Here is a 17,548-nt window from a genome sequence, read left to right on the forward strand (position 1 = left end):
GTGACGAGGGTGGCCGGGCTGACCTGGAGCGGCGGCGGCGCCCCGATCCTCAGCATCGTCCGTGGCATGGGGCCTCCTCGATCGCGGGGCGGCTCCCCGGGGCAGGGCGAGGATAGTCCCTGCTCCTGCGTCCCGGCTCAAGACGGCCCGGCCCCGGCACGAGGGCCCGACGAGCCTATGATGGAGCGATGAGTCGAATCGCCATCACGGCCTTCAGCGGGTGGAACGACGCCGGCGAGGCGGCCACCGGGGTGATCGAGCATCTCCTCGAGGTGTGGCCCTCGCGGCCCGTCGGCGCGGTCGACGCCGAGGAGTTCATCGACTTCCAGGTCAACCGGCCCGAGATCCGCACCACCGAGGAGGGGCCGCGGGTCGTGGACTGGCCCGACACCCGCCTCCACCTAATCACCCCGCCGCGGGGTCCGGAGATCGTCGCGGTGCTCGGACCGGAGCCGTCGCTGCGCTGGAAGAGGTTCTGCGACGAGGTGCTCGAGCAGCCTGCAGGCGCTCGACGTCTCCTCGGTGGTCTCCCTCGGCGCGCCGCTCGCCGACTCCCCGCACAGCCGCCCCCTGCCGGTCTCCTCGCAGGTCGAGCCGGTGCCCGCGCAGCCGGGTCGAGGACTCCGAGCTGTATTCGGGACCCATCGGGGTGCCGACGATCCTCGCCCGCCGCACCGCGAGCGCAGGGCTGAGGACGACGAGCATCTGGGTGCAGGTCCCCCACTACGTCTCCCAGAACTCCTCCCCGAAGGCGGTGCTGGGCCTCGTGCGCGAGGTGCAGGAGCTGATCAGCGCGCCGATCCCGCTCGGCGAGCTGGTGGAGGACGCCGAGGCGTGGGAGCGCGGGGTGGACGAGCTGGCCCGCACCGACGAGGACGTCGCCGAGTACGTGCGGCGCCTCGAGCAGGCGCAGGACGCGGCCGAGCCGCCCGAGGCGAGCGGCGACGCGATCGCGAAGGAGTTCGAGCAGTTCCTGCGGCGTCGCCGCGAGACGGACTGAGCCTCCCGGCCTGCGGGCTCAGCCGATCAGCGTGATCCCGAACAGGGCGTCGACCGCGGCGGCGACATCGCCCGGGGCGTCCCCGGGCGCTCGCGGCCCGCGGTCCCCGGGAGCTCGTCGCCCGCGGCCCAGGCGTCGAGCGCCGCGAGCGCGGCCGGGGTGTCGAGGTCGTCGCGCGCGCGGCGCGCGACGCCTCGACGACGTCGGACCGCAGGTCGCGGCGGCGGGCGGCGGCGCGATAGGCCTCCAGGCGCCGCTGCGCGCCCTCGAGCTCCGTGTCCGACCACTCCCAGTCGCTGCGGTAGTGGTGCGCCATGAGCACCAGACGGATCGCCATCGGGTCGACGCCGTCGCGGACGAGGCGGTGGACGAAGACGAGGTTGCCGAGCGACTTGCTCATCTTCTCGCCCTCGTACGCGACCATCCCGGCATGCGCGTAAGAGGTCGCGAAGGGGCGGCCGAGGCCGACCGCGTGGGCGGCGCTCAGGTCGTGATGGGGGAAGACGAGGTCGCGCCGCCGGCCTGGATGTCGAAGGGCAGGTCCAGGCCCTCCTCGGCGATGGAGACGCACTCCACGTGCCAGCCGGGGCGGCCCCGGCCGAGGGCGCCGCCGTCCCAGGCCGGCTCCCCCTCGCGCTCGGCGCGCCACAGCAGCGGGTCGAAACGGCCCCGCTTGCCCTCGCGGTCGGGGTCCCCGCCCCGGTCGGCGAAGACCTCGAGCATCTGCTCCTCGGTCCAGCCGGAGACGTCTCCGAGAGCGCCGTCGAGGGAGAGGTCGTGGTACCAGTCGTCGCCCTCGGCGTCGGGGGTCGGCACCTGGTAGGCGCGGCCCCGCTCGCGCAGGGTGTCGACGGTGGCGATGATCTCGTCCATCGCCTCGCTCACGGAGCGGTAGGTCTCCGGCGCGATGATGCGCGCCGCCGCCATGTCCTCGCTGAACAGCGCGACCTGGGACTCGGCCAGCGCGCGCCAGTCGACCCCGTCACGGTCGGCGCGCTCCAGCAGCGGGTCGTCGACGTCGGTGATGTTCTGGGCGGTGGTGACCCGGAGGCCGGAGTCGACGAGCGCACGACGCATGAGGTCGGTCGCGCGTGATATGTCGCCGCATGGCCCAGGTGGGTCGAGTCGTACGGCGTGATCCCGCAGACGTAGAGGCGGGCGTGTCCCGGCACGAGCGGCGTCACGGGGGCGATGCGCCCGGTGCGGGTGTCGAACAGCCGCAGCGGCGTCGTGGAGGCGGGCAGCGGGGTCAGCTCAGGGGTGGTCCAGGATTGCACCACTCGATCATACGATCGGCGCCGACGACGTGGGATCACGCGCCGCCCAGCGGGTCGATCACGCCGAACCAGAGCAGGCCCAGCAGGGCCACGCCCGCGACGATGCGGTAGATCACGAAGATCAGGTAGGAGCGGTTCTCGATCAGCCGCATGAACCACACGATCACCGCGTAGCCGACGCCGAAGGCGACGAGGGTGGCGATCGCGATCGCGGCCAGCGAGGGCTCCCCCGCGGCGGCCGCGGCGGCGCGCCCGTCGGCGGTGAAGAGCACCGGGACCTCCTTGACGGCCTTGTAGAGACCGGAGGCGAACACGGCGGGGACCGCGAGCAGGAAGGCGTAGCGGGCGGCGGCCTTGCGGGAGTAGCCCATGAGCGCCCCGCGGTGATCGTTCCGCCGGAGCGGGAGACGCCGGGGATCAGCGCGAGGGCCTGGGCGAGACCGAAGAGGATGCCGTCGCGCACCGTGAGCTGATCGAGCTCCTTGCGGTGCGGGGCGATCTTGTCGGCCAGCCCCAGCAAAGCAGGCCGAAGAGGATCAGCATCGAGGCGGTGATGTACAGGTTCCGCAGGCTGTGGTCGATCTGGTCCTCGAAGAGGAGCCCGAGCACGCCGATCGGGATCGAGCCGAGGATCACCAGCCAGCCCATCCGCACGTCGGGATCCGAGTGCGGGACCTTGCCGGCCAGGGCCCTGAACCACTTGCCGATGATCCGGGTGATGTCGTTCCAGAAGTAGATCAGCACCGCGGTCTCGGTGCCCAGCTGGATGATCGCGGTGAACGCGGCGCCCGGGTCCTGCCCGGGGTTCATGAGCTCCCCGACCACGCGCACGTGCGCGCTGGAGGAGATCGGGAGGAACTCGGTCAGAGCCTGGACCAGGCCCAGGATCACCGCCTCGATGAAGGACATGGACTCTCCTCGATGGACTCGCGCTCGGGGGTCGCCGCGGACGGCGTCACGGTTGCGGCAGCGCCGCGATCGACCCCGCACAGCGTACGCGGCGCCGGGCGGGTGCCCGGCGCCGCGCGGCGCTGATGAGGTGAAGACTGCATGGAGGTCCGGCGGACGAGGTGGGACCGACGGCCGGACAGGGTGCCCGGAGCGGCCGGCGCCTCAGACGAGCGCGACCTCAGCGGTCCTCGTCATCGTCCTCGTAGTCCTCGTCATCCTCATCGTCGTAGTCGTCGTCCTCGAAGTCGTCGAGATCGTCGAAGTCGTCGTCCTCATCGTCCTCGTCGTCATCGTCCCCGTCGAAGACGATCAGCGGCGTGGCGATGTCGTACGCGTCGAACAGGGCGTCGTCGTAGGTGTCGAAGGCCGTGGAGAGCCGCTCGGTGGCGGCGTCCAGGGCCGGGTCGTCGTCACCGCGGGAGGCGGCAGCGAGCCTCGTAGTGACGCTCGAGGGCGGCGATCAGCGCAGCGAGAGCGGAGCGAGGATCCGTGTTCATGGTTGGACCGTACATCGTCCGAGGGCACAATGGACAGGGGAGAACGGCGGGCCGTCCCCGTGATCCCGCACCGGGATGCGAAGGCGGCCCCCCGTACCGCAGCGACCGTGCCGCATCTCACGCCGCGACGGCCCCGTCGCAGGTCATCGCGCTCAGGAGGAACTGTTGATCCGACCCCGCACCCCGCTCACCGCCGAGGTCCAGCACGTGAGCGACCCCCGTGGCCGTCGCGACCTGCCCGTGGAGCGCGGGCGCCGGCTCGAGGACTACGAGTACCAGATCATCACGGTCCCCCGCGGCGGCTCGATCGGACAGGTCCGCGCCGAGCTCGCCGAGCAGGCGGAGTACGGGCGCTGGGAGCATGCGCGCACCCGCCTGTACATGGGCGGCGGGAAGAAGGTCTGGATGCGGCGGCGGATCATCCGGGTGCAGTCCACGCTGTAGAGCGGACTAAAAGCGGCGTCCGCCCGTCGTCCACATCCCTCGCGCCGGCCGGGCGCGGACCGTGCGGATCTGGTGGGATGGGCCCGTGCCCGTCTCCTCCCCGCTCCTGCTCGCCGTGCCGCTGGTGGTCTACCTGCCGCCGGCGGCGCTGCTCGCCTGGCACGACGGCACCTCGCACCGGCTCCCGAACCGCTGGGTCGCCGGGCTCACCGGCGGGGTCGGCCTCGCCCTCGCCGTGCTCGCGCCGCTGGTCCCCTCGCTGCGTCCCGCCCTGTCCTCGGCGGCGATCATCGCCATGGCCCTCGGGGCCGGGGCGATCCTCCTGGGGCTCCTCGCACCGTCGCTGCTGGGGATGGGGGATGCGAAGACGGTGCCGGTGGTGGTGCTGATGTCGGCGGCGCTCGGCGGGGAGGTGCTCCTGGCGGGGCCGCTGGCAGGGATGCTCCTGGCAGGGGTGCTGGGCGGCGTGGTCCTGTTCGCGACCCGGCGTTCGGGGGCGCGCTTCGCCGTCGGACCGGTGCCGCTGGCCGTCCCGTTCCTGGGGTCGCTGGGCGCTCCTATGGTCGCCGCGGCGCTCGGCACCGCCTGAGCGGCAACACCCGGACGGCGGCGCCTGGACGGCATCGCTCGGACGGCACCACCAGGGCGATCGCGGGCAGGCCCCGGCTCAGCGGCCGCGCCGGCGCCGCCGGGCGACCTCGTAGAGGGCGAGGGACCCGGCCACGGAGGCGTTCAGCGACGAGGCGCTTCCGCTCATCGGGATCTCCGCGATCGCGTCGCAGGCCTCCCTCCACCCGGCGCTCATCCCCACCGTCTCGTTGCCGACGACCAGCGGCGTCGGCCCGGTCAGGTCGACGTCCGCGACCTCGTGGCCGCCTGCCTCGTCCAGCCCCAGCACCGTCCACGGCTCGCCCGCGGCGCGTCGGCCCTCGACCCACTCGAGCACCTCGCGGTGCGAGGGGGCGCGCAGGACGGGCACGGCGAAGACCGAGCCGGTGCTCGCCCGGATCGCGGCGGGATCCCAGGGATCGGCGGCGTGGCCGGTGACCACGAGCCCCGCGCCGCCGAGCGCGTCGACGGAGCGGGCGAGGGAGCCGATGTTCCCCGGCCCCGTCGGCCGGTCGAAGACGACCACGGTCGAGCGCGGCCCGGCCTCGAGGCGGGAGAGGTCGTCCGCGGGCATCGCGGCGACGGCCAGCGGCTCGGGGGCCCCGTCCTCCTTCTCCCCCAGCTCCGCCATCAGCTCGGGGGCGAGGTGGACGACGGGCGCCGGCGAGGACTCGAGCGACTCGCGGGCCCAGCGGGAGGGGTTCTCCCTCGAATCGGTCAGCGCCGCGCGGATCTCGTGGCCGTGGTCGATCGCCTGCGTGATCGGGCGGACGCCCTGGACGAGCATCTCCCCGGCGCGGCCGCGCTTGGTGCGGTTGGTCAGCAGGGACTGCCACTGCTGGAACTGCGCGTTGCGGCGCTCGATGCGGCGCGCGGTGCGCCGCGCGGCGCGGCGGGTGTCGCGAGGGCTCATGCCCCGGCCCCGTCGTAGCCGAGCTGGCGCCAGGCCTCGTAGACGGCGATCGAGACCGAGTTGGCGAGGTTCAGGGAGCGGCGGGCCGGGAGCATCGGGATCCGCACCCGGGAGGTGATGCGCGGGTGGGCCATGACCTCCTCGGGCGACCCGGTCGGCTCGGTGCCGAAGAGCAAGACGTCCTCCCGCCGGTACTCGACCTGTCCGAAGGTGGTCTCGGTGTGCGCGGTGAAGGCGAAGACCCGTGCGTCGGGCACCGCGGCGAGAGCGGTCTCGAGGTCGGGGTGGATGCTCACCTCGGCGAGGTCGTGGTAGTCCAGTCCTGCTCGGCGCAGCTTCGCGTCCTCGAGGTCGAAGCCGAGCGGCTCGATGAGGTGGAGGCGGGCTCCGGTCACGGCCGCGAGACGGATCGCGTTGCCGGTGTTCCCGGCGATCGCCGGCTCGTGGAGGAAGACGTGGACCATGAGGAGGATTCTCCCACGCACCGTCCCCGTCCCCTCACCAGTGCGCGGCCTGCCGGATCAGGTTGATCGGGATCGAGGTGCCGAACATCCCCAGCGCGCGCCGCCAGGCGGGGGTGCGCACCGGGGCGGGCGCGGGGAGCGGGACGTCCGACGACGCCGCGGCCACGGCGGTCTCCTCGGCTTCGGGGCGATGTCGCCCCGCTCCAGACCGGCACCCGCTCCCCCGCGCCCGGGCCCACCTCCTGCTCAGAGGATCAGGAACAGGGCTCCGGCCATGACGAACCCGATCACGGACTCGAGGGTCTGTCGCACGGTCCAGGTGCGCGCGTCGTGGCCACGTCCATGTTCAGCGACCGGCCGACGAGCCAGAAGCCGGAGTCGTTCACGTGCGAGGCGAAGACGGAGCCCGCGGCGGTCGCGACGGTGATCGCGGCGATCTGTCCGGCCGAATAGCCGGCCGCCTCCACCGCCGGCGCCATCAGGCCGGCGGCAGTGACGAGGGCGACGGTCGCCGAGCCCTGCGCGACGCGCATCACCACGGCGATGACGTAGGCGGCGAGGATCAGCGGAAGGCCCAGGTCGCCGAGCACTCCGGAGAGCGCGTCGCCGATGCCCGAGGAGCGCAAGACGCCGCCGAACATGCCGCCCGCGCCGGTGATCAGCACGACGGAGCAGATCGGGCCGAGCGAGGAGTCGACGATCTTCTCGAGCGCGGAGCCGTTCTCGCCGCGGCGGGAGCCGAGCACGAGGAGCGCGACGAGAACCGAGATCAGCAGTGCGACGGCGGAGGAGCCGAGGGTGGTGAGCACGCCGTACCAGACGGCGCTCTCGTCCACCGCGCCGGCGGCGCGCAGGAAGTCGAGGCCGGTGTTGAGGAAGATCAGCGCCATCGGCGCAGCAAGCACCGCGATGACGGTGCCGACCTTCGGCGGGTTCGCGACCGGCTCGCCGTCGCCGCCTCCGAAGATCCCGCCCATGGTCTCGAGGGTGAAGGGGAACTTCCTGGCGGTCACGCGACCCCACAGCACGCCGGTGAGGTAGAAGGTGGGGATCACGCAGACCAGGCCGATCAGCAAGACGATGCCGAGGTTCGCGCCGTACAGCTCCGTCGCGGTGACGGGGCCGGGGTGCGGCGGGACGAAGACGTGCATCGCCGAGAAGGCGACGGCCGAGGGCATGGCGTAGAGCAGCGACGGGGCCGCCGAGCCGTGCGGCGACCGCGAAGACGATCGGGAGCATGACCACGAGCCCCGCGTCGAAGAACATGGGGAAGCCCATGAGCAGGGAGGCGACGCCGAGGGCGAGCGGTGCCCGCTTCTCGCCGAACATGCGGATCATCGTCTCGGCCAGCACGGTCGCGCCGCCGGAGTGCTCGATCAGCTTGCCGAGCATCGCGCCGAGGCCCACGAGCAGGGCGACGCTGGCGAGGGTGCCGCCGAAGCCGTCCAGCATCACGTCCACGATCGAGCCGGAGGGGATTCCGGTCGCGAACGCCGTCAGCAGGCTGACCAGGATCAGCGTGAGGAAGGCGTGGAGCTTGAACCGGATGACGAGGACGAGGATCAGCGCGACGGCGCCGGCCGCGATCGCGAGCAGCGGCGCGGCCCCGAGTGTCTGGGACCAGCCTTCGATCTCCATGGGGATCTCCTTGGGGAAGAGACGGAGGGACGCCGCACGGCGCGGGGTCCTGGGAACGCGGTCGGGCCGCGGGCCGGCGCCGACGCCGGGCGGCGCGCCGCCGACAGCTCATCCTGTCAGACAGGTCGCCTCCGCGTCCGAGTGCGGTCGTCTCCCGGGACGCAGGGATCCAGACATGCGGAAGGCCCCGGCTCATCGAGTGAGCCGGGGCCTTCCCTGCGGTGTCCGAGGGGGGACTTGAACCCCCACGCCCTAAAGCGGGCACTAGCACCTCAAGCTAGCGCGTCTACCAATTCCGCCACCCGGACAGGTGCGTCGTGCTGACTCGAGAACAGTAGCACGGTCCGAACCTCGCTCCGGACCAGAAAGCGCCTCTGCCAGGGTGAACGTGAAGACAATCACGCCGGGGCGCCCACCCGGCCCCGATCCATCACGGCGTGCAGGACGGCCAGGACGAGATCGATCCGCACCTCGAGGCTGGCCGGGGCCGGGACCGGCAGGCGGTCGGCGAGGTCCTGGAGGGCGGCGGCGGCGAGCACGACCATGGTCGGATCGGGGTCGACGAGGTGCGACGCCTCCCAGCTCCCCATCTCCTCGAGGAGCGCGGCGAGCTGGGCGGCGGCGTCCTGTCGGCCGCGCGTGAGCAGATCGGCGCGGGCGCGGGTGGCCAGGGCGGTGCAGCGGCGCGCCGCGGCCGTCGAGAGGTCTGCGGGGATCGACGTCGCGGTCACGGCATCCGGGGAGGAGATCACCTGCCGTGCGGCCTCCAGCCCCTCGGCACCCTGCGCCGTCGTGCCGCCGTTCAGGCCGTCCTTCGCCAGCTCCATGCCGCCGTCCCCTCCCGCTCGTCCCGGGGCCCGGACGGGTCCCTGCGACGCGCGTCACTTTACCCCGTCTTTACCTGCGGGGACAAGGGCGGTGCGGAGGGTGCTCAGCTCCCGGCGCTCCCCCGGCGCCGTGCGAGCTCGTCCCGGGCGGCGGCGAGCATCGTCGCGACCGGGGCGGCGGGGAGGTGCGCATGGAGCGCACCTGCATGTCGGCCTGGTGGGCGAGCATCTCGAGGCCGTCGGCGACCTCTCCCCCGGCCTGTCGCGCACGACGGCGGCGACGGGGGCGGGCCACGGGTCGTAGAGGACGTCGAGCAGCACCTGCGGCGGCGCGATCCCGGCCTCGCCGCGGGCCTCCCAGGCGGCGGCGACGGCTCGAGCGCCCTCCACCGCGAGGGCGCTGACGACCGCATCCGCCCGGAGCACCTCGTGGTGCGAGGACCAGGGGATCTCGACCGCCTCGGCGCCGGCCTCCTCGGCGAAGCGGTGCAGCGGCGCGAGCTTCTCGGCGCCGCGGGCGGTGAGCAGGACGGTGGTGGCGCCGAGGTCGAGCAAGCGCCGCGAGCGCGCTGAGCGCGGTCGCCCCCGAGCCCACCACGCCGCCGGTGGCCACGGACCGAGCGCCGTGGTCGCGCAGGGCCGCGGCGATCCCGTGCACGTCGTGGTTCTCGGCCCGCCAGGTGCCGCCGGGGCGGCGCAGCGAGGGTGTTGGCCACGCCGAGCCGCCGGGAGACCTCGTCGTGCTCGGCGGCGAGGGCGAAGGCCTCGGGCTTGCCGGGCATGGTGACCGAGAGGCCCTCGAGCTCGCGCCCGGGCCCGTCGGAGAGGAAGGCGGGCGCTCCCCGCCTCGACCTCGAAGCGCTCGTAGCGGGCGTCGTCCACGCCGAGCGCTCGGTATGCGGCGGCATGCGGCGACCGGGGAGAGCGAATGGGCGACGGGCGAGCCGATCACCGCGAAGCGGCGGATCGGTCCTTGCCAGTTCAGTCCTTCGAGGCCGCCCATTCCTGCCACTCCTTGACGTTCTTCTCGTGCTCGGCCCAGGTGGAGGCGAACTTGGTCTCGCCCGTGTCGGTGTTGACGGCCACGAAGTAGAGCCAGTCCCCCTCGGGCGGGTCCGCGGCGGCGTCGAGCGCTTCGGCGCCGGGCGCGGCGATCGGGCCGGGCGGCAGGCCGTCCTTGAGGTACGTGTTGTACGGGCTGTCGGTGGCCCGCTCCGCATCGGTGGTGCCGACGCTGGCCGACTTCCCCGTCACGTAGTGGACGGTCGAGTCGAACTGGAGCTTCATCGGCGAGCCCTTCGCCTCGCCTGTGCCCTCGAGGCGGTTGTGGATCGTGCGCACGACCTTCCCGTAGTCCTCGGGGTTGCGCACCTCCATCTCCGCGAGGGAGGCGTAGGTGAGGGTGGTGTGCCACTGGTCCTTCGGGATCTCCCGCTGCTCGAGTCGCTCCTTCATCCGACCCCACATCATCTCGATGACGTCCTCGGCCGTGTGGTCCTCGAGGATGTCGTAGCGGCCTGGCCAGAGGTAGCCCTCGAGGGTGCCGGCCTCGTTCTCGGGGATGCCGTAGGAGGTGTAGTCCTTTGCGGCGGCCTCGAACTCCTCCACCGGGATGCCGGTCTCCTCGGAGAGCAGCGCCCAGATCTGGGTGAGGCGCAGGCCCTCGGGGACGATCACGCGGTGCCCGGCGAGGTTCTCCGGGTCCATCAGCATGGTCAGCGCGTCGGCGGAGGTCATCTCCTTCTTCAGCCGGTACACGCCCGGCTCGATCTTCGAGGCGTCCTGGGTGGAGGAGAACAGCGTGACGAACGGCGCGGAGGTCTTGATGACGCCCTGGTCCACGAGGGTCGCAGCGATGTCCGTGCCGGTGTCGCCCTCGCCGACCTCGACGAGCGCCTCCCCGTCGCCGGGCCCCTCGAACTCGGGGGCCTCGTCCTCGACGCTGACGTTCGCGGTGACCCACCGGTACCCCTGGAAGCCGCCGACGGCGAGGGCGCCGACCACGGCGAGGACGAGCAAGACGGGCAGCAGCGAGCGGAAGAATCCGCCGCGTCGGCGCCGCGGCTCGCCGCGATGCCCGCCGCGGCGCGGGCGAGGGGCGGCCGCCTCGTCGTCCTCTGGGTTCTGCGCCTCGGCGAGCTCGTCGAAGGAGAGGTCCTCGTCCTTCATCAGCTGTCCTCCTCGGTCTGGTCCTGCGCGGTCGCGCTCGGCGGCTCCTCGACGAGCTCGCCGCCGCGCCGCCCGGTGGACCTCTCGAGGTCCAGGGCCTGCTGGAGGATCATCACGGCGGCGACCTGGTCCACGACCTGGCGGTGGCGGCGACCCTTGCGTCCGGAGCTGTGCGGCGCCTTGTGCGCGGAGACCGTGGTCAGCCGCTCGTCGATCAGGCGGACCTCGATCTGCCGTGCGCCCGCGACCAGCGGCGTCACGAGCTCCGCGGCGAACACGCGCGCCTTCGTCGCGGCCACGCCCTCGGACCCGTCCAGGGACCGCGGGAGCCCGACCATGATGACATGGGCGTCCAGCTCGACCCCCTCTTCCACGACTCGGCGCGCCGCCGTGTCGCGCTCGAGGGTCTCGACCGGTGTGGCGATGAGCCCGTCGAGATCGCTGCGGGCGAGCCCGACGCGGACGTCTCCGACGTCCACGCCGAGCCTCACCCCGCGCGGGAGGCCCGTCGGCGCCTCGGCGTCGACCGGGCCGCTCATGCGGTCCGGGTCTCCTCGATCGCGCCGCGCACCGCGGCGAGGGCCTCGGCGATGCGGGCCGGCTCGCCTCCGCCGCCCTGGGCGAGGTCGGGCTTTCCGCCGCCGCGGCCGCCCATGGCCTCCGCGCCGGTGCGCAGCAGGGTCCCGGCCGCGAGGCCGAGGTCGCGGGCGCCGGCGCTGGTGGCGACCACGAGGGCGGCGCGACCGCCCTCGTGCCCGGCCACGGCGACGACGACGGGCGCGTCCTCGCCGAGGCGGGCGCGCAGGTCGGTGGCGAGGGTGCGCAGGTCGCCGGCGGCGACCCCTCCCCGCGTCGTGCAACAGCACGCGCACGCCGGAGACGTCCTGGGCGCTGTCGACCAGGCGGCCCGCCTCGGCCTGCAGCCGCTGGCCGCGGAGCGTCGCGAGTCGCTTCTCCATGTCCCTCATCCGCTGGGTGAGAGAGCGGACGCGTTCGGGGCGACTCCTCGGCGGAGCCGACCTTCAGCATCTCGGAGAGCTGGGAGACCAGGGCATGGGACTTGGCCTGGTGGCGGTAGGCGGACAGGCCGACGAGCGCGTCGACGCGGCGCACGCCCGAGCCGATCGAGGCCTCGCCCATCAGCTGGACGGTGCCGATCGCGCCGGTGCTCGCGACGTGGGTGCCGCCGCAGAGCTCGCGGGACCAGTCCCCGCCGATGGAGACGACGCGCACGATGTCGCCGTACTTCTCGCCGAACAGCGCCTGGGCGCCCAGCGCCTTCGCCTCGTCGATCGGCATCTGCTGATCGGTGACGGAGAGCTCCTCCTGCAGGAGCGTGTTGACGCGTCCCTCGATCTGCTCGAGCACGGACTTCGGCACGGCCTGGCCGTAGCGGAAGTCGAAGCGCATCCGGCCGGGCGAGTTCTCGGAGCCGGCCTGGGTCGCACCGTGGCCGAGCTCCTCGCGCAGGGACTCGTGGACCATGTGGGTGGCGGTGTGGGCGCGGGCGATCGCCCCTCGTCGGTCGCGGTCGATCGACGCGATGGCGGAGACGCCGGGGGCGAGCTCGCCCTCGACGAGGCGCCCGCGGTGGACGATCAGGCCCTTCACCGGCTTCTGCACGTCGTCGACCTCGACCAGGCCGCCGCCGGTCAGGGCGATGCTGCCCTGGTCGGCGAGCTGGCCGCCGGACTCGGCGTAGAACGGGGTCGAGGCGAGCACGACCTCGACCTGCGCGGGCGCCTGGACGGAGTCGACGAGCGCGCCGTCGACGAGCACGGACTCGACGGTGGTGGCGACGGTGTCCTCGGTGTAGCCGAGGAACGGCACCTCGCCGCCGCGCTCGGAGAGCAGGCGGTTGTAGAGGCCGGTGTCGGTGTGGCCGGTCTTCTTCGCGGCCGCATCGGCGCGGGCGCGCTCGCGCCGCTCCTGCATCGCGGAGCGGAAGGCGTCCTCGTCGACCTGGAGCCCGACCTCGGCGGCCATCTCCATGGTCAGGTCGATCGGGAAGCCGTAGGTGTCGTGGAGCTTGAACGCCTCGTCGCCGGGCGCGACGCGCCCGCCGTCGGCCGCGGCGCTCTTCGCGACCTGGTCGAAGATCGCGGTGCCGGTCTCGAGGGTGCGTCGGAAGGTGTCCTCCTCCGCGTAGACGATCTCGGCGATCCGCGCGAAGTCCGCCTCGAGCTCCGGGTAGGACTCGGCCATGAGGTCCTTGGAGATCGGCGCGCAGGTGCGGCATCGACGGCTCGGCGTAGCCCAGCAGGCGCAGGGAGCGCACGGCGCGACGGATGAGGCGGCGAAGCACGTAGCCGCGGCCCTCGTTGCCGGGCCGCACGCCGTCGCCGACGAGCATCAGCGCGCCGCGCACGTGGTCGCCGATGATGCGCAGGTGGACGTCGTCCTCCTCGTCCGCACCGTAGCGGCGGCCGGAGAGCTCCTGCGCCTTCTCGATGACGGGGAAGATCTGGTCGATCTCGTACATGTTCTGCTTGCCCTGCAGCAGGTAGGCGAGACGCTCGACCCCGAGGCCGGTGTCGATCGCCTTCTGGTCGAGCTCGCCGAGCGGCTCGTAGTCCTTGCCCTTGCCCGGGCCGCGCAGGAACTGGTCGAAGACGAGGTTCCAGATCTCGAGATAGCGGTCCTCGGCGCGCTCGTCGCCGGGCCACTGGGGAAGACGGCCGGTGGGGGCGTCGGGGCCGTACTCCGGGCCGCGGTCGTAGTACCACTCGCCGGTGGAGCCGGCGGGGCCGGGCTGGCCGGTGTCCCAGCGGCTCTCCTCCCAGGGCAGCTGCACGATCCGCGCGGGGTCCAGGCCGATGACCTGCACGAGGTGGTCGTAGGACTCCTGGTCCTGCTCCCACAGGGTGATCCAGAGCCGCTCGGGCTCGAGGCCGAAGCCGCCGTCGTCGACGGAGGAGGTCAGCGACTCCCAGGAGAAGTCGATCGCACCGGTCTTGAAGTAGTCGCCGAACGAGAAGTTCCCGGCCATCTGGAAGAACGTGCCGTGGCGGGTGGTGCGCCCGACGTTCTCGATGTCGTTGGTGCGGATGCACTTCTGCACGCTCACCGCACGGTCGTAGGGCGCCTTCTCGGTGCCGACGATGTACGGGATGAACGGGACCATGCCGGCGATCGTGAAGAGGATCGAGGGGTCGTTCGAGACCAGCGAGGTGCTGGGAACGACCTCGTGCGCCTTCTTCTCGAAGTGGGCGAGGAACCGCCGGTGGATCTCGGAGGTGCGCATGGGTGCGGGATGTCCTTCCTGGAGCCGCGTCGGCGGCGCGGCGGGATGCTGTGGGGCGGACGGCCGTGGTGCGGCCGGCACTGCGGACACGAAGGCCCCGGTCAGGGTACCGGAGTACACCCGCCGGGGCCTGTCGCGCCGCGGAGAGGAGAGGTCAGCGCGCGTAGTACTCGACGACCATCTGGACGTCGACCGTGACGGGGACCTCGGCGCGCTTGGGGCGCGAGACGAGCTGGGCCTTCAGCTCGGGCGACTCGACGGAGAGGTAGGAGGGGACCGACGCGAGCACGTCGGAGTTCCCGCCCTCGGCGGCGATCTGGAAGGGCTCCATGGCCTGCGACTTCGGCTTGACCTGGATGGTCTGGCCGGGCGCGACGCGGAAGGAGGGGCGGTCCACCAGCTGGCCGTCGACCAGGATGTGACGGTGCACGACGGCCTGGCGGGCCTGGAGGATGGTGCGGGCGAAGCCGGCGCGCAGGACGAGCGCGTCCAGGCGCATCTCCAGCGGCTCGACCATCGACTCGCCGGTCAGGCCCGGGCGCTTCTTGGCGTCCAGGTATGCGCGGTGCATCTGCTTCTCGCGGAGGGCGTACTGCGCGCGCAGACGCCGCTTCTCCTTGAGGCGGACCGCGTAGTCGGACTCGGTGCGGCGACGGGCGCGGCCGTGCTCGCCCGGGGGGTACGGGCGCTTCTCGAAGTACTTGACCGACTTCGGGGTGAGCGGGAGCCCGAGGGCTCGGGACAGACGCGCCTGGCGGCGCGCACGGGTGACGTTGGTCACGAGGTATACCTCTTGTTCGCGTGTGGTGAATCCAGTCTTGCAGCCGCGGATTCAGCGGCCGACTCTACCGCACGCCCCCGTCCGGGTCCATGTCCGACGGGGCTGGTCACGCCAGGCTTCCTGTGGAGTGCCTCACGCGCCCGCGCCGGTCGGGGGCGGAGCCTGGTCCAGGATGCGCCGCGCGCCTCGACCCGGCGGCTCGTGACCTCTTCGTGCCCGTGACCCTTGGGGTGGTAGTAGCGGGTGCCGACGAGGTCGTCGGGCGCGTACTGCTGGGCGACCACGGCGTGCGGGGCGTCATGGGCGTACTGGTACTCGACCCCGTGTCCGAGCTTCTTCGCTCCCGAGTAGTGGGCATCGCGCAGATGGGCGGGGACGCCCTGGCCCTTCCCGGCGCGGACGTCCGCGATCGCGGCGTCCAGCGCCTTGTAGGAGGCGTTGGACTTCGGGGCGGTGGCGATGTGGACGACGGCCTGGGCGAGCGGGATGCGCCCCTCGGGCATGCCGAGCATCTGCACGGCCTGCATCGCCGAGACCGCGACCTGCGGCGCGGCGGGGTCGGCCATGCCCACCTCCTCGCTCGCGGCGATCACGACGCGTCGGGCGATGAAGCGGGGGTCCTCCCCGCCTCGATCATGCGGGCGAGGTAGTGGAGGGAGGCGTCGACGTCGCCGCCGCGCATGGACTTGATGAAGGCGCTGGTGACGTCGTAGTGCTGGTCGCCGCCGCGGTCGTAGCGCGGCGCGGCCCGGTTCACGGCCTGGGAGAGGGTGGCCGCGTCGATCTCCTTGGACTCCTTCATCAGGGCCGCGGCGGCGGCCGCCTCGAGGGAGGTGAGGATCTTGCGGGCGTCCCCGCCGCCGAGCCGCAGCGAGCGCCTCGCGGGCGTCGCCCGTGAGGGTGACGGCACCGCCGAGCCCTCGCTCGTCGGTGAGCGCGCGGTCCACGAGGGTGTCGAGGTCCTCCCGGGCGAGCGGCTCGAGGGTGAGCACGATCGAGCGCGACAGCAGGCTGGGGAGATCACCGAGAAGTAGGGGTTCTCGGTGGTCGCGGCGACGAGGGTGACCCAGCGGTTCTCGACGCTCGGCAGCAGCGCGTCCTGCTGCGACTTCGAGAAGCGGTGGACCTCGTCCACGAAGAGCACGGTCTCGCGGCCGACGGTGCGCGACCGGGAGCGGGCCTGGTCCACCACGTCGCGGATGTCCTTGACCCCGGCGAGCACGGCGGAGACCTCGACGAACTCGCGGTCGCCGGACTGCGCGACGACATAGGCGAGGGTGGTCTTGCCGGTGCCGGGCGGTCCCCACAGGATCACGGAGCTCGGCGCGGTGCGGGAGTCGTCGGTGGAGACCAGGCGGCGCAGCGGACTGCCGGGCTCCAGCGCCGCGTGCTGGCCGACGATCTCCTCGAGGGTGCGGGGGCGCATCCGCACCGCGAGCGGGGCGCGGTGGTCGACGTTGCGGTCCGACAGGGTGCGCGGCGCAGGCGCATCACCGCCCAGCGAGAAGAGGTCCTCGTCCATCCCTCCAGAGTAGGCCCGGCGCCCGTGCGGGGAGGGCCTCGCCCGCGTTGACTCCCGTGACGGCAGGGCTCAGCGGCGCAGGGCGCGCGCGATCCGCCCGGGCCAGGACGGGCCCTCGTAGATGAAGGCGGTGTAGCCCTGGACGAGGTCGGCGCCGGCGGCGAGCCGCTCGCGGACGTCCTCGGCGGTGGTCACGCCGCCGCGGCTGATCACCACGGCCTCCTCCCCCAGCTCGGCGCGGAGCAGTCGGAGGATCTCGAGGGAGCGGCGGGCCAGCGGCGGGCCGGAGAGGCCGCCTGCGCCGATCCGCGCGATCTCGGCGCGGTCGGCGCGCGCTCCGCGGGCCGGGAGATGGTGGTGTTGGTCGCGATGACGCCGGCGAGCCCCACCTCGGCGGCGAGGCGGGCCACCGCCGTGACGTCGGCGTCGTGGAGGTCGGGGGCGATCTTCACGAGCACCGGCACCTCGCGGCGCAGACGACGGGCGGCGCCGCGGCTCTCGTCGACGACGGCCTCGAGGATCGGGCGGAGCATCTCGACGCTCTGCAGATCGCGCGACCCCGGGGTGTTGGGGCTGGAGACGTTGATGGCGAGATAGGAGGCGTAGGGCGCGAGCAGACCGGCGGAGAAGCGATAGTCCTCGGCCGCGTCCTCGAGTGCCGTGATCTTCGACTTGCCGATGTTCACGCCGATCACCGCGCGCTGGCCGCGCTCGGTGCGTCGGGCCGCGGCGAGGCGGTGGGCGAGGGCCTGGGCGCCGTGGTTGTTGAAGCCCATACGGTTGATCAGCGAACGGTCCCCCACCAGGCGGAAGGAGCGCGGGCGCGGATTGCCGGGGCCGCGCCTTCGCGGTGACGGTGCCGACCTCGACGTGGCCGAACCCGAGGTCGAGGAACGCGAGCGGGAGCTCCCCGTCCTTGTCGAGACCGGCCGCGAGGCCGAGCGGGGAGGAGTGCTCCGCGCCGAGCACGCGACGACCGGTGCCCGCGGGCCGCATCGGGTCCGGGGTGCCCGTCGCGCGGCGCAGGAGCCGCGGCGCGCCGGGGACCGCGTGCGCGAGCGACAGCGCCCGCAGGGTCAGCAGGTGCGCCTGCTCGGGGTCGAGACGGGCGAGCACGTGACGGAACAGGACGTCGTAGGGCCCGCGACGGGCGGCGGTGTCGGTGGTCACGGGCATACGGTACGCGGTCCGGGCCCCGCTCCCCGGGGCCCA

General features: G+C 73.0%; 13 protein-coding genes, 1 tRNA gene and 6 pseudogenes. 4 read left to right on the forward strand and 16 right to left on the reverse strand.

The annotated features are described in order from the left end of the window. Positions 1-188: 188 nt before the first annotated feature. Together WKH84_RS01845 and WKH84_RS01850 are read left to right on the forward strand one after the other, a co-directional pair. Positions 189-692 carry a PAC2 family protein gene (locus WKH84_RS01845; protein WP_341855435.1) on the forward strand — a complete coding sequence of 168 codons (504 nt, stop codon included), beginning with the start codon at positions 189-191 and terminating at the stop codon, positions 690-692. Continuing rightward, entirely contained in the window at positions 650-1,000 is a 351-nt protein-coding gene (locus WKH84_RS01850) for a PAC2 family protein (RefSeq protein WP_341855436.1), read from the forward strand. Before WKH84_RS01845 ends, WKH84_RS01850 begins: the two co-directional genes overlap by 43 nt. A 316-nt stretch (positions 1,001-1,316) precedes the next feature. Here WKH84_RS01850 and WKH84_RS01855 read toward each other — a convergent pair. The 3 genes and pseudogenes from WKH84_RS01855 to WKH84_RS01865 form a co-directional block, all read right to left on the reverse strand. After that, positions 1,317-1,571, reverse strand: a pseudogene (locus tag WKH84_RS01855) (cysteine--1-D-myo-inosityl 2-amino-2-deoxy-alpha-D-glucopyranoside ligase); the annotation flags it as partial. Next, on the reverse strand, positions 1,484-2,077 hold the full coding sequence (locus WKH84_RS01860; protein ID WP_341855437.1) for a hypothetical protein: 594 nt from the start codon (positions 2,075-2,077) through the stop codon (positions 1,484-1,486). The gene WKH84_RS01860 and the pseudogene WKH84_RS01855, both read right to left, overlap by 88 nt. Before the next feature lie 235 nt (positions 2,078-2,312). Next, positions 2,313-3,186: pseudogene (locus WKH84_RS01865) on the reverse strand (undecaprenyl-diphosphate phosphatase). Positions 3,187-3,890: 704 nt separating this feature from the next. On the opposite strand from WKH84_RS01865, the gene WKH84_RS01870 reads away from it, so the two are divergent. Continuing rightward, positions 3,891-4,169: a DUF5703 family protein gene (locus tag WKH84_RS01870; protein ID WP_341855438.1), complete on the forward strand. Its 279-nt coding sequence runs from the start codon at positions 3,891-3,893 to the stop codon at positions 4,167-4,169. 85 nt (positions 4,170-4,254) lie between these two features. Next, a complete protein-coding gene (locus tag WKH84_RS01875) occupies positions 4,255-4,758 on the forward strand; it encodes a hypothetical protein (RefSeq protein ID WP_341855439.1) in 504 nt (167 codons plus the stop codon). 78 nt (positions 4,759-4,836) lie between these two features. On the opposite strand, the gene WKH84_RS01880 is transcribed toward WKH84_RS01875, so the two are convergent. The 13 genes and pseudogenes from WKH84_RS01880 to WKH84_RS01940 all read right to left on the reverse strand — a co-directional run bounded on the left by WKH84_RS01880 (position 4,837) and on the right by WKH84_RS01940 (position 17,512). Further along, positions 4,837-5,691, reverse strand: coding sequence for a TrmH family RNA methyltransferase (locus WKH84_RS01880; RefSeq protein WP_341855440.1), 855 nt, complete (start codon positions 5,689-5,691; stop codon positions 4,837-4,839). Beyond that, positions 5,688-6,155, reverse strand: coding sequence for a tRNA (cytidine(34)-2'-O)-methyltransferase (locus tag WKH84_RS01885; protein WP_341855441.1), 468 nt, complete (start codon positions 6,153-6,155; stop codon positions 5,688-5,690). The genes WKH84_RS01880 and WKH84_RS01885 overlap by 4 nt, the downstream gene beginning before the upstream one ends. Positions 6,156-6,189: 34 nt before the next feature. Continuing rightward, positions 6,190-6,321, reverse strand: coding sequence for a hypothetical protein (locus WKH84_RS01890; RefSeq protein WP_341855442.1), 132 nt, complete (start codon positions 6,319-6,321; stop codon positions 6,190-6,192). Between the two features lie 80 nt (positions 6,322-6,401). Continuing rightward, positions 6,402-7,793, reverse strand: a pseudogene (locus WKH84_RS01895) (GntP family permease). A gap of 222 nt (positions 7,794-8,015) precedes the next feature. Continuing rightward, a tRNA-Leu gene (locus WKH84_RS01900) sits at positions 8,016-8,101 on the reverse strand. A gap of 90 nt (positions 8,102-8,191) precedes the next feature. Continuing rightward, complete coding sequence (locus tag WKH84_RS01905) at positions 8,192-8,620, reverse strand: hypothetical protein (RefSeq protein WP_341855443.1); 429 nt, start codon at positions 8,618-8,620, stop codon at positions 8,192-8,194. A 54-nt stretch (positions 8,621-8,674) separates the two neighbouring features. Continuing rightward, positions 8,675-9,175 carry a hypothetical protein gene (locus tag WKH84_RS01910; RefSeq protein ID WP_341855444.1) on the reverse strand — a complete coding sequence of 167 codons (501 nt, stop codon included), beginning with the start codon at positions 9,173-9,175 and terminating at the stop codon, positions 8,675-8,677. Positions 9,176-9,601: 426 nt separating this feature from the next. Further along, on the reverse strand, positions 9,602-10,789 hold the full coding sequence (mltG, locus tag WKH84_RS01915) for an endolytic transglycosylase MltG (protein WP_341855445.1): 1,188 nt from the start codon (positions 10,787-10,789) through the stop codon (positions 9,602-9,604). Then, a complete protein-coding gene (gene ruvX / locus WKH84_RS01920; RefSeq protein ID WP_341855446.1) occupies positions 10,789-11,328 on the reverse strand; it encodes a Holliday junction resolvase RuvX in 540 nt (179 codons plus the stop codon). The genes mltG and ruvX overlap by 1 nt, the downstream gene beginning before the upstream one ends. Further along, positions 11,325-14,033, reverse strand: a pseudogene (gene alaS / locus WKH84_RS01925) (alanine--tRNA ligase). Before alaS ends, ruvX begins: the two are co-directional and overlap by 4 nt. 154 nt (positions 14,034-14,187) lie before the next feature. Beyond that, positions 14,188-14,814, reverse strand: a complete 627-nt coding sequence (gene rpsD / locus WKH84_RS01930) for a 30S ribosomal protein S4 (RefSeq protein WP_341855447.1) — start codon at positions 14,812-14,814, stop codon at positions 14,188-14,190. 185 nt (positions 14,815-14,999) lie between these two features. After that, positions 15,000-16,336: pseudogene (locus WKH84_RS01935) on the reverse strand (replication-associated recombination protein A); the annotation flags it as partial. Between the two features lie 69 nt (positions 16,337-16,405). Further along, positions 16,406-17,512 (reverse strand): annotated as a pseudogene (locus WKH84_RS01940) (quinone-dependent dihydroorotate dehydrogenase). Between the last annotated feature and the right edge of the window lie 36 nt (positions 17,513-17,548).

The organism is Brachybacterium sp. GPGPB12 (assembly GCF_038396325.1).
Lineage (GTDB): Bacteria > Actinomycetota > Actinomycetes > Actinomycetales > Dermabacteraceae > Brachybacterium > Brachybacterium conglomeratum.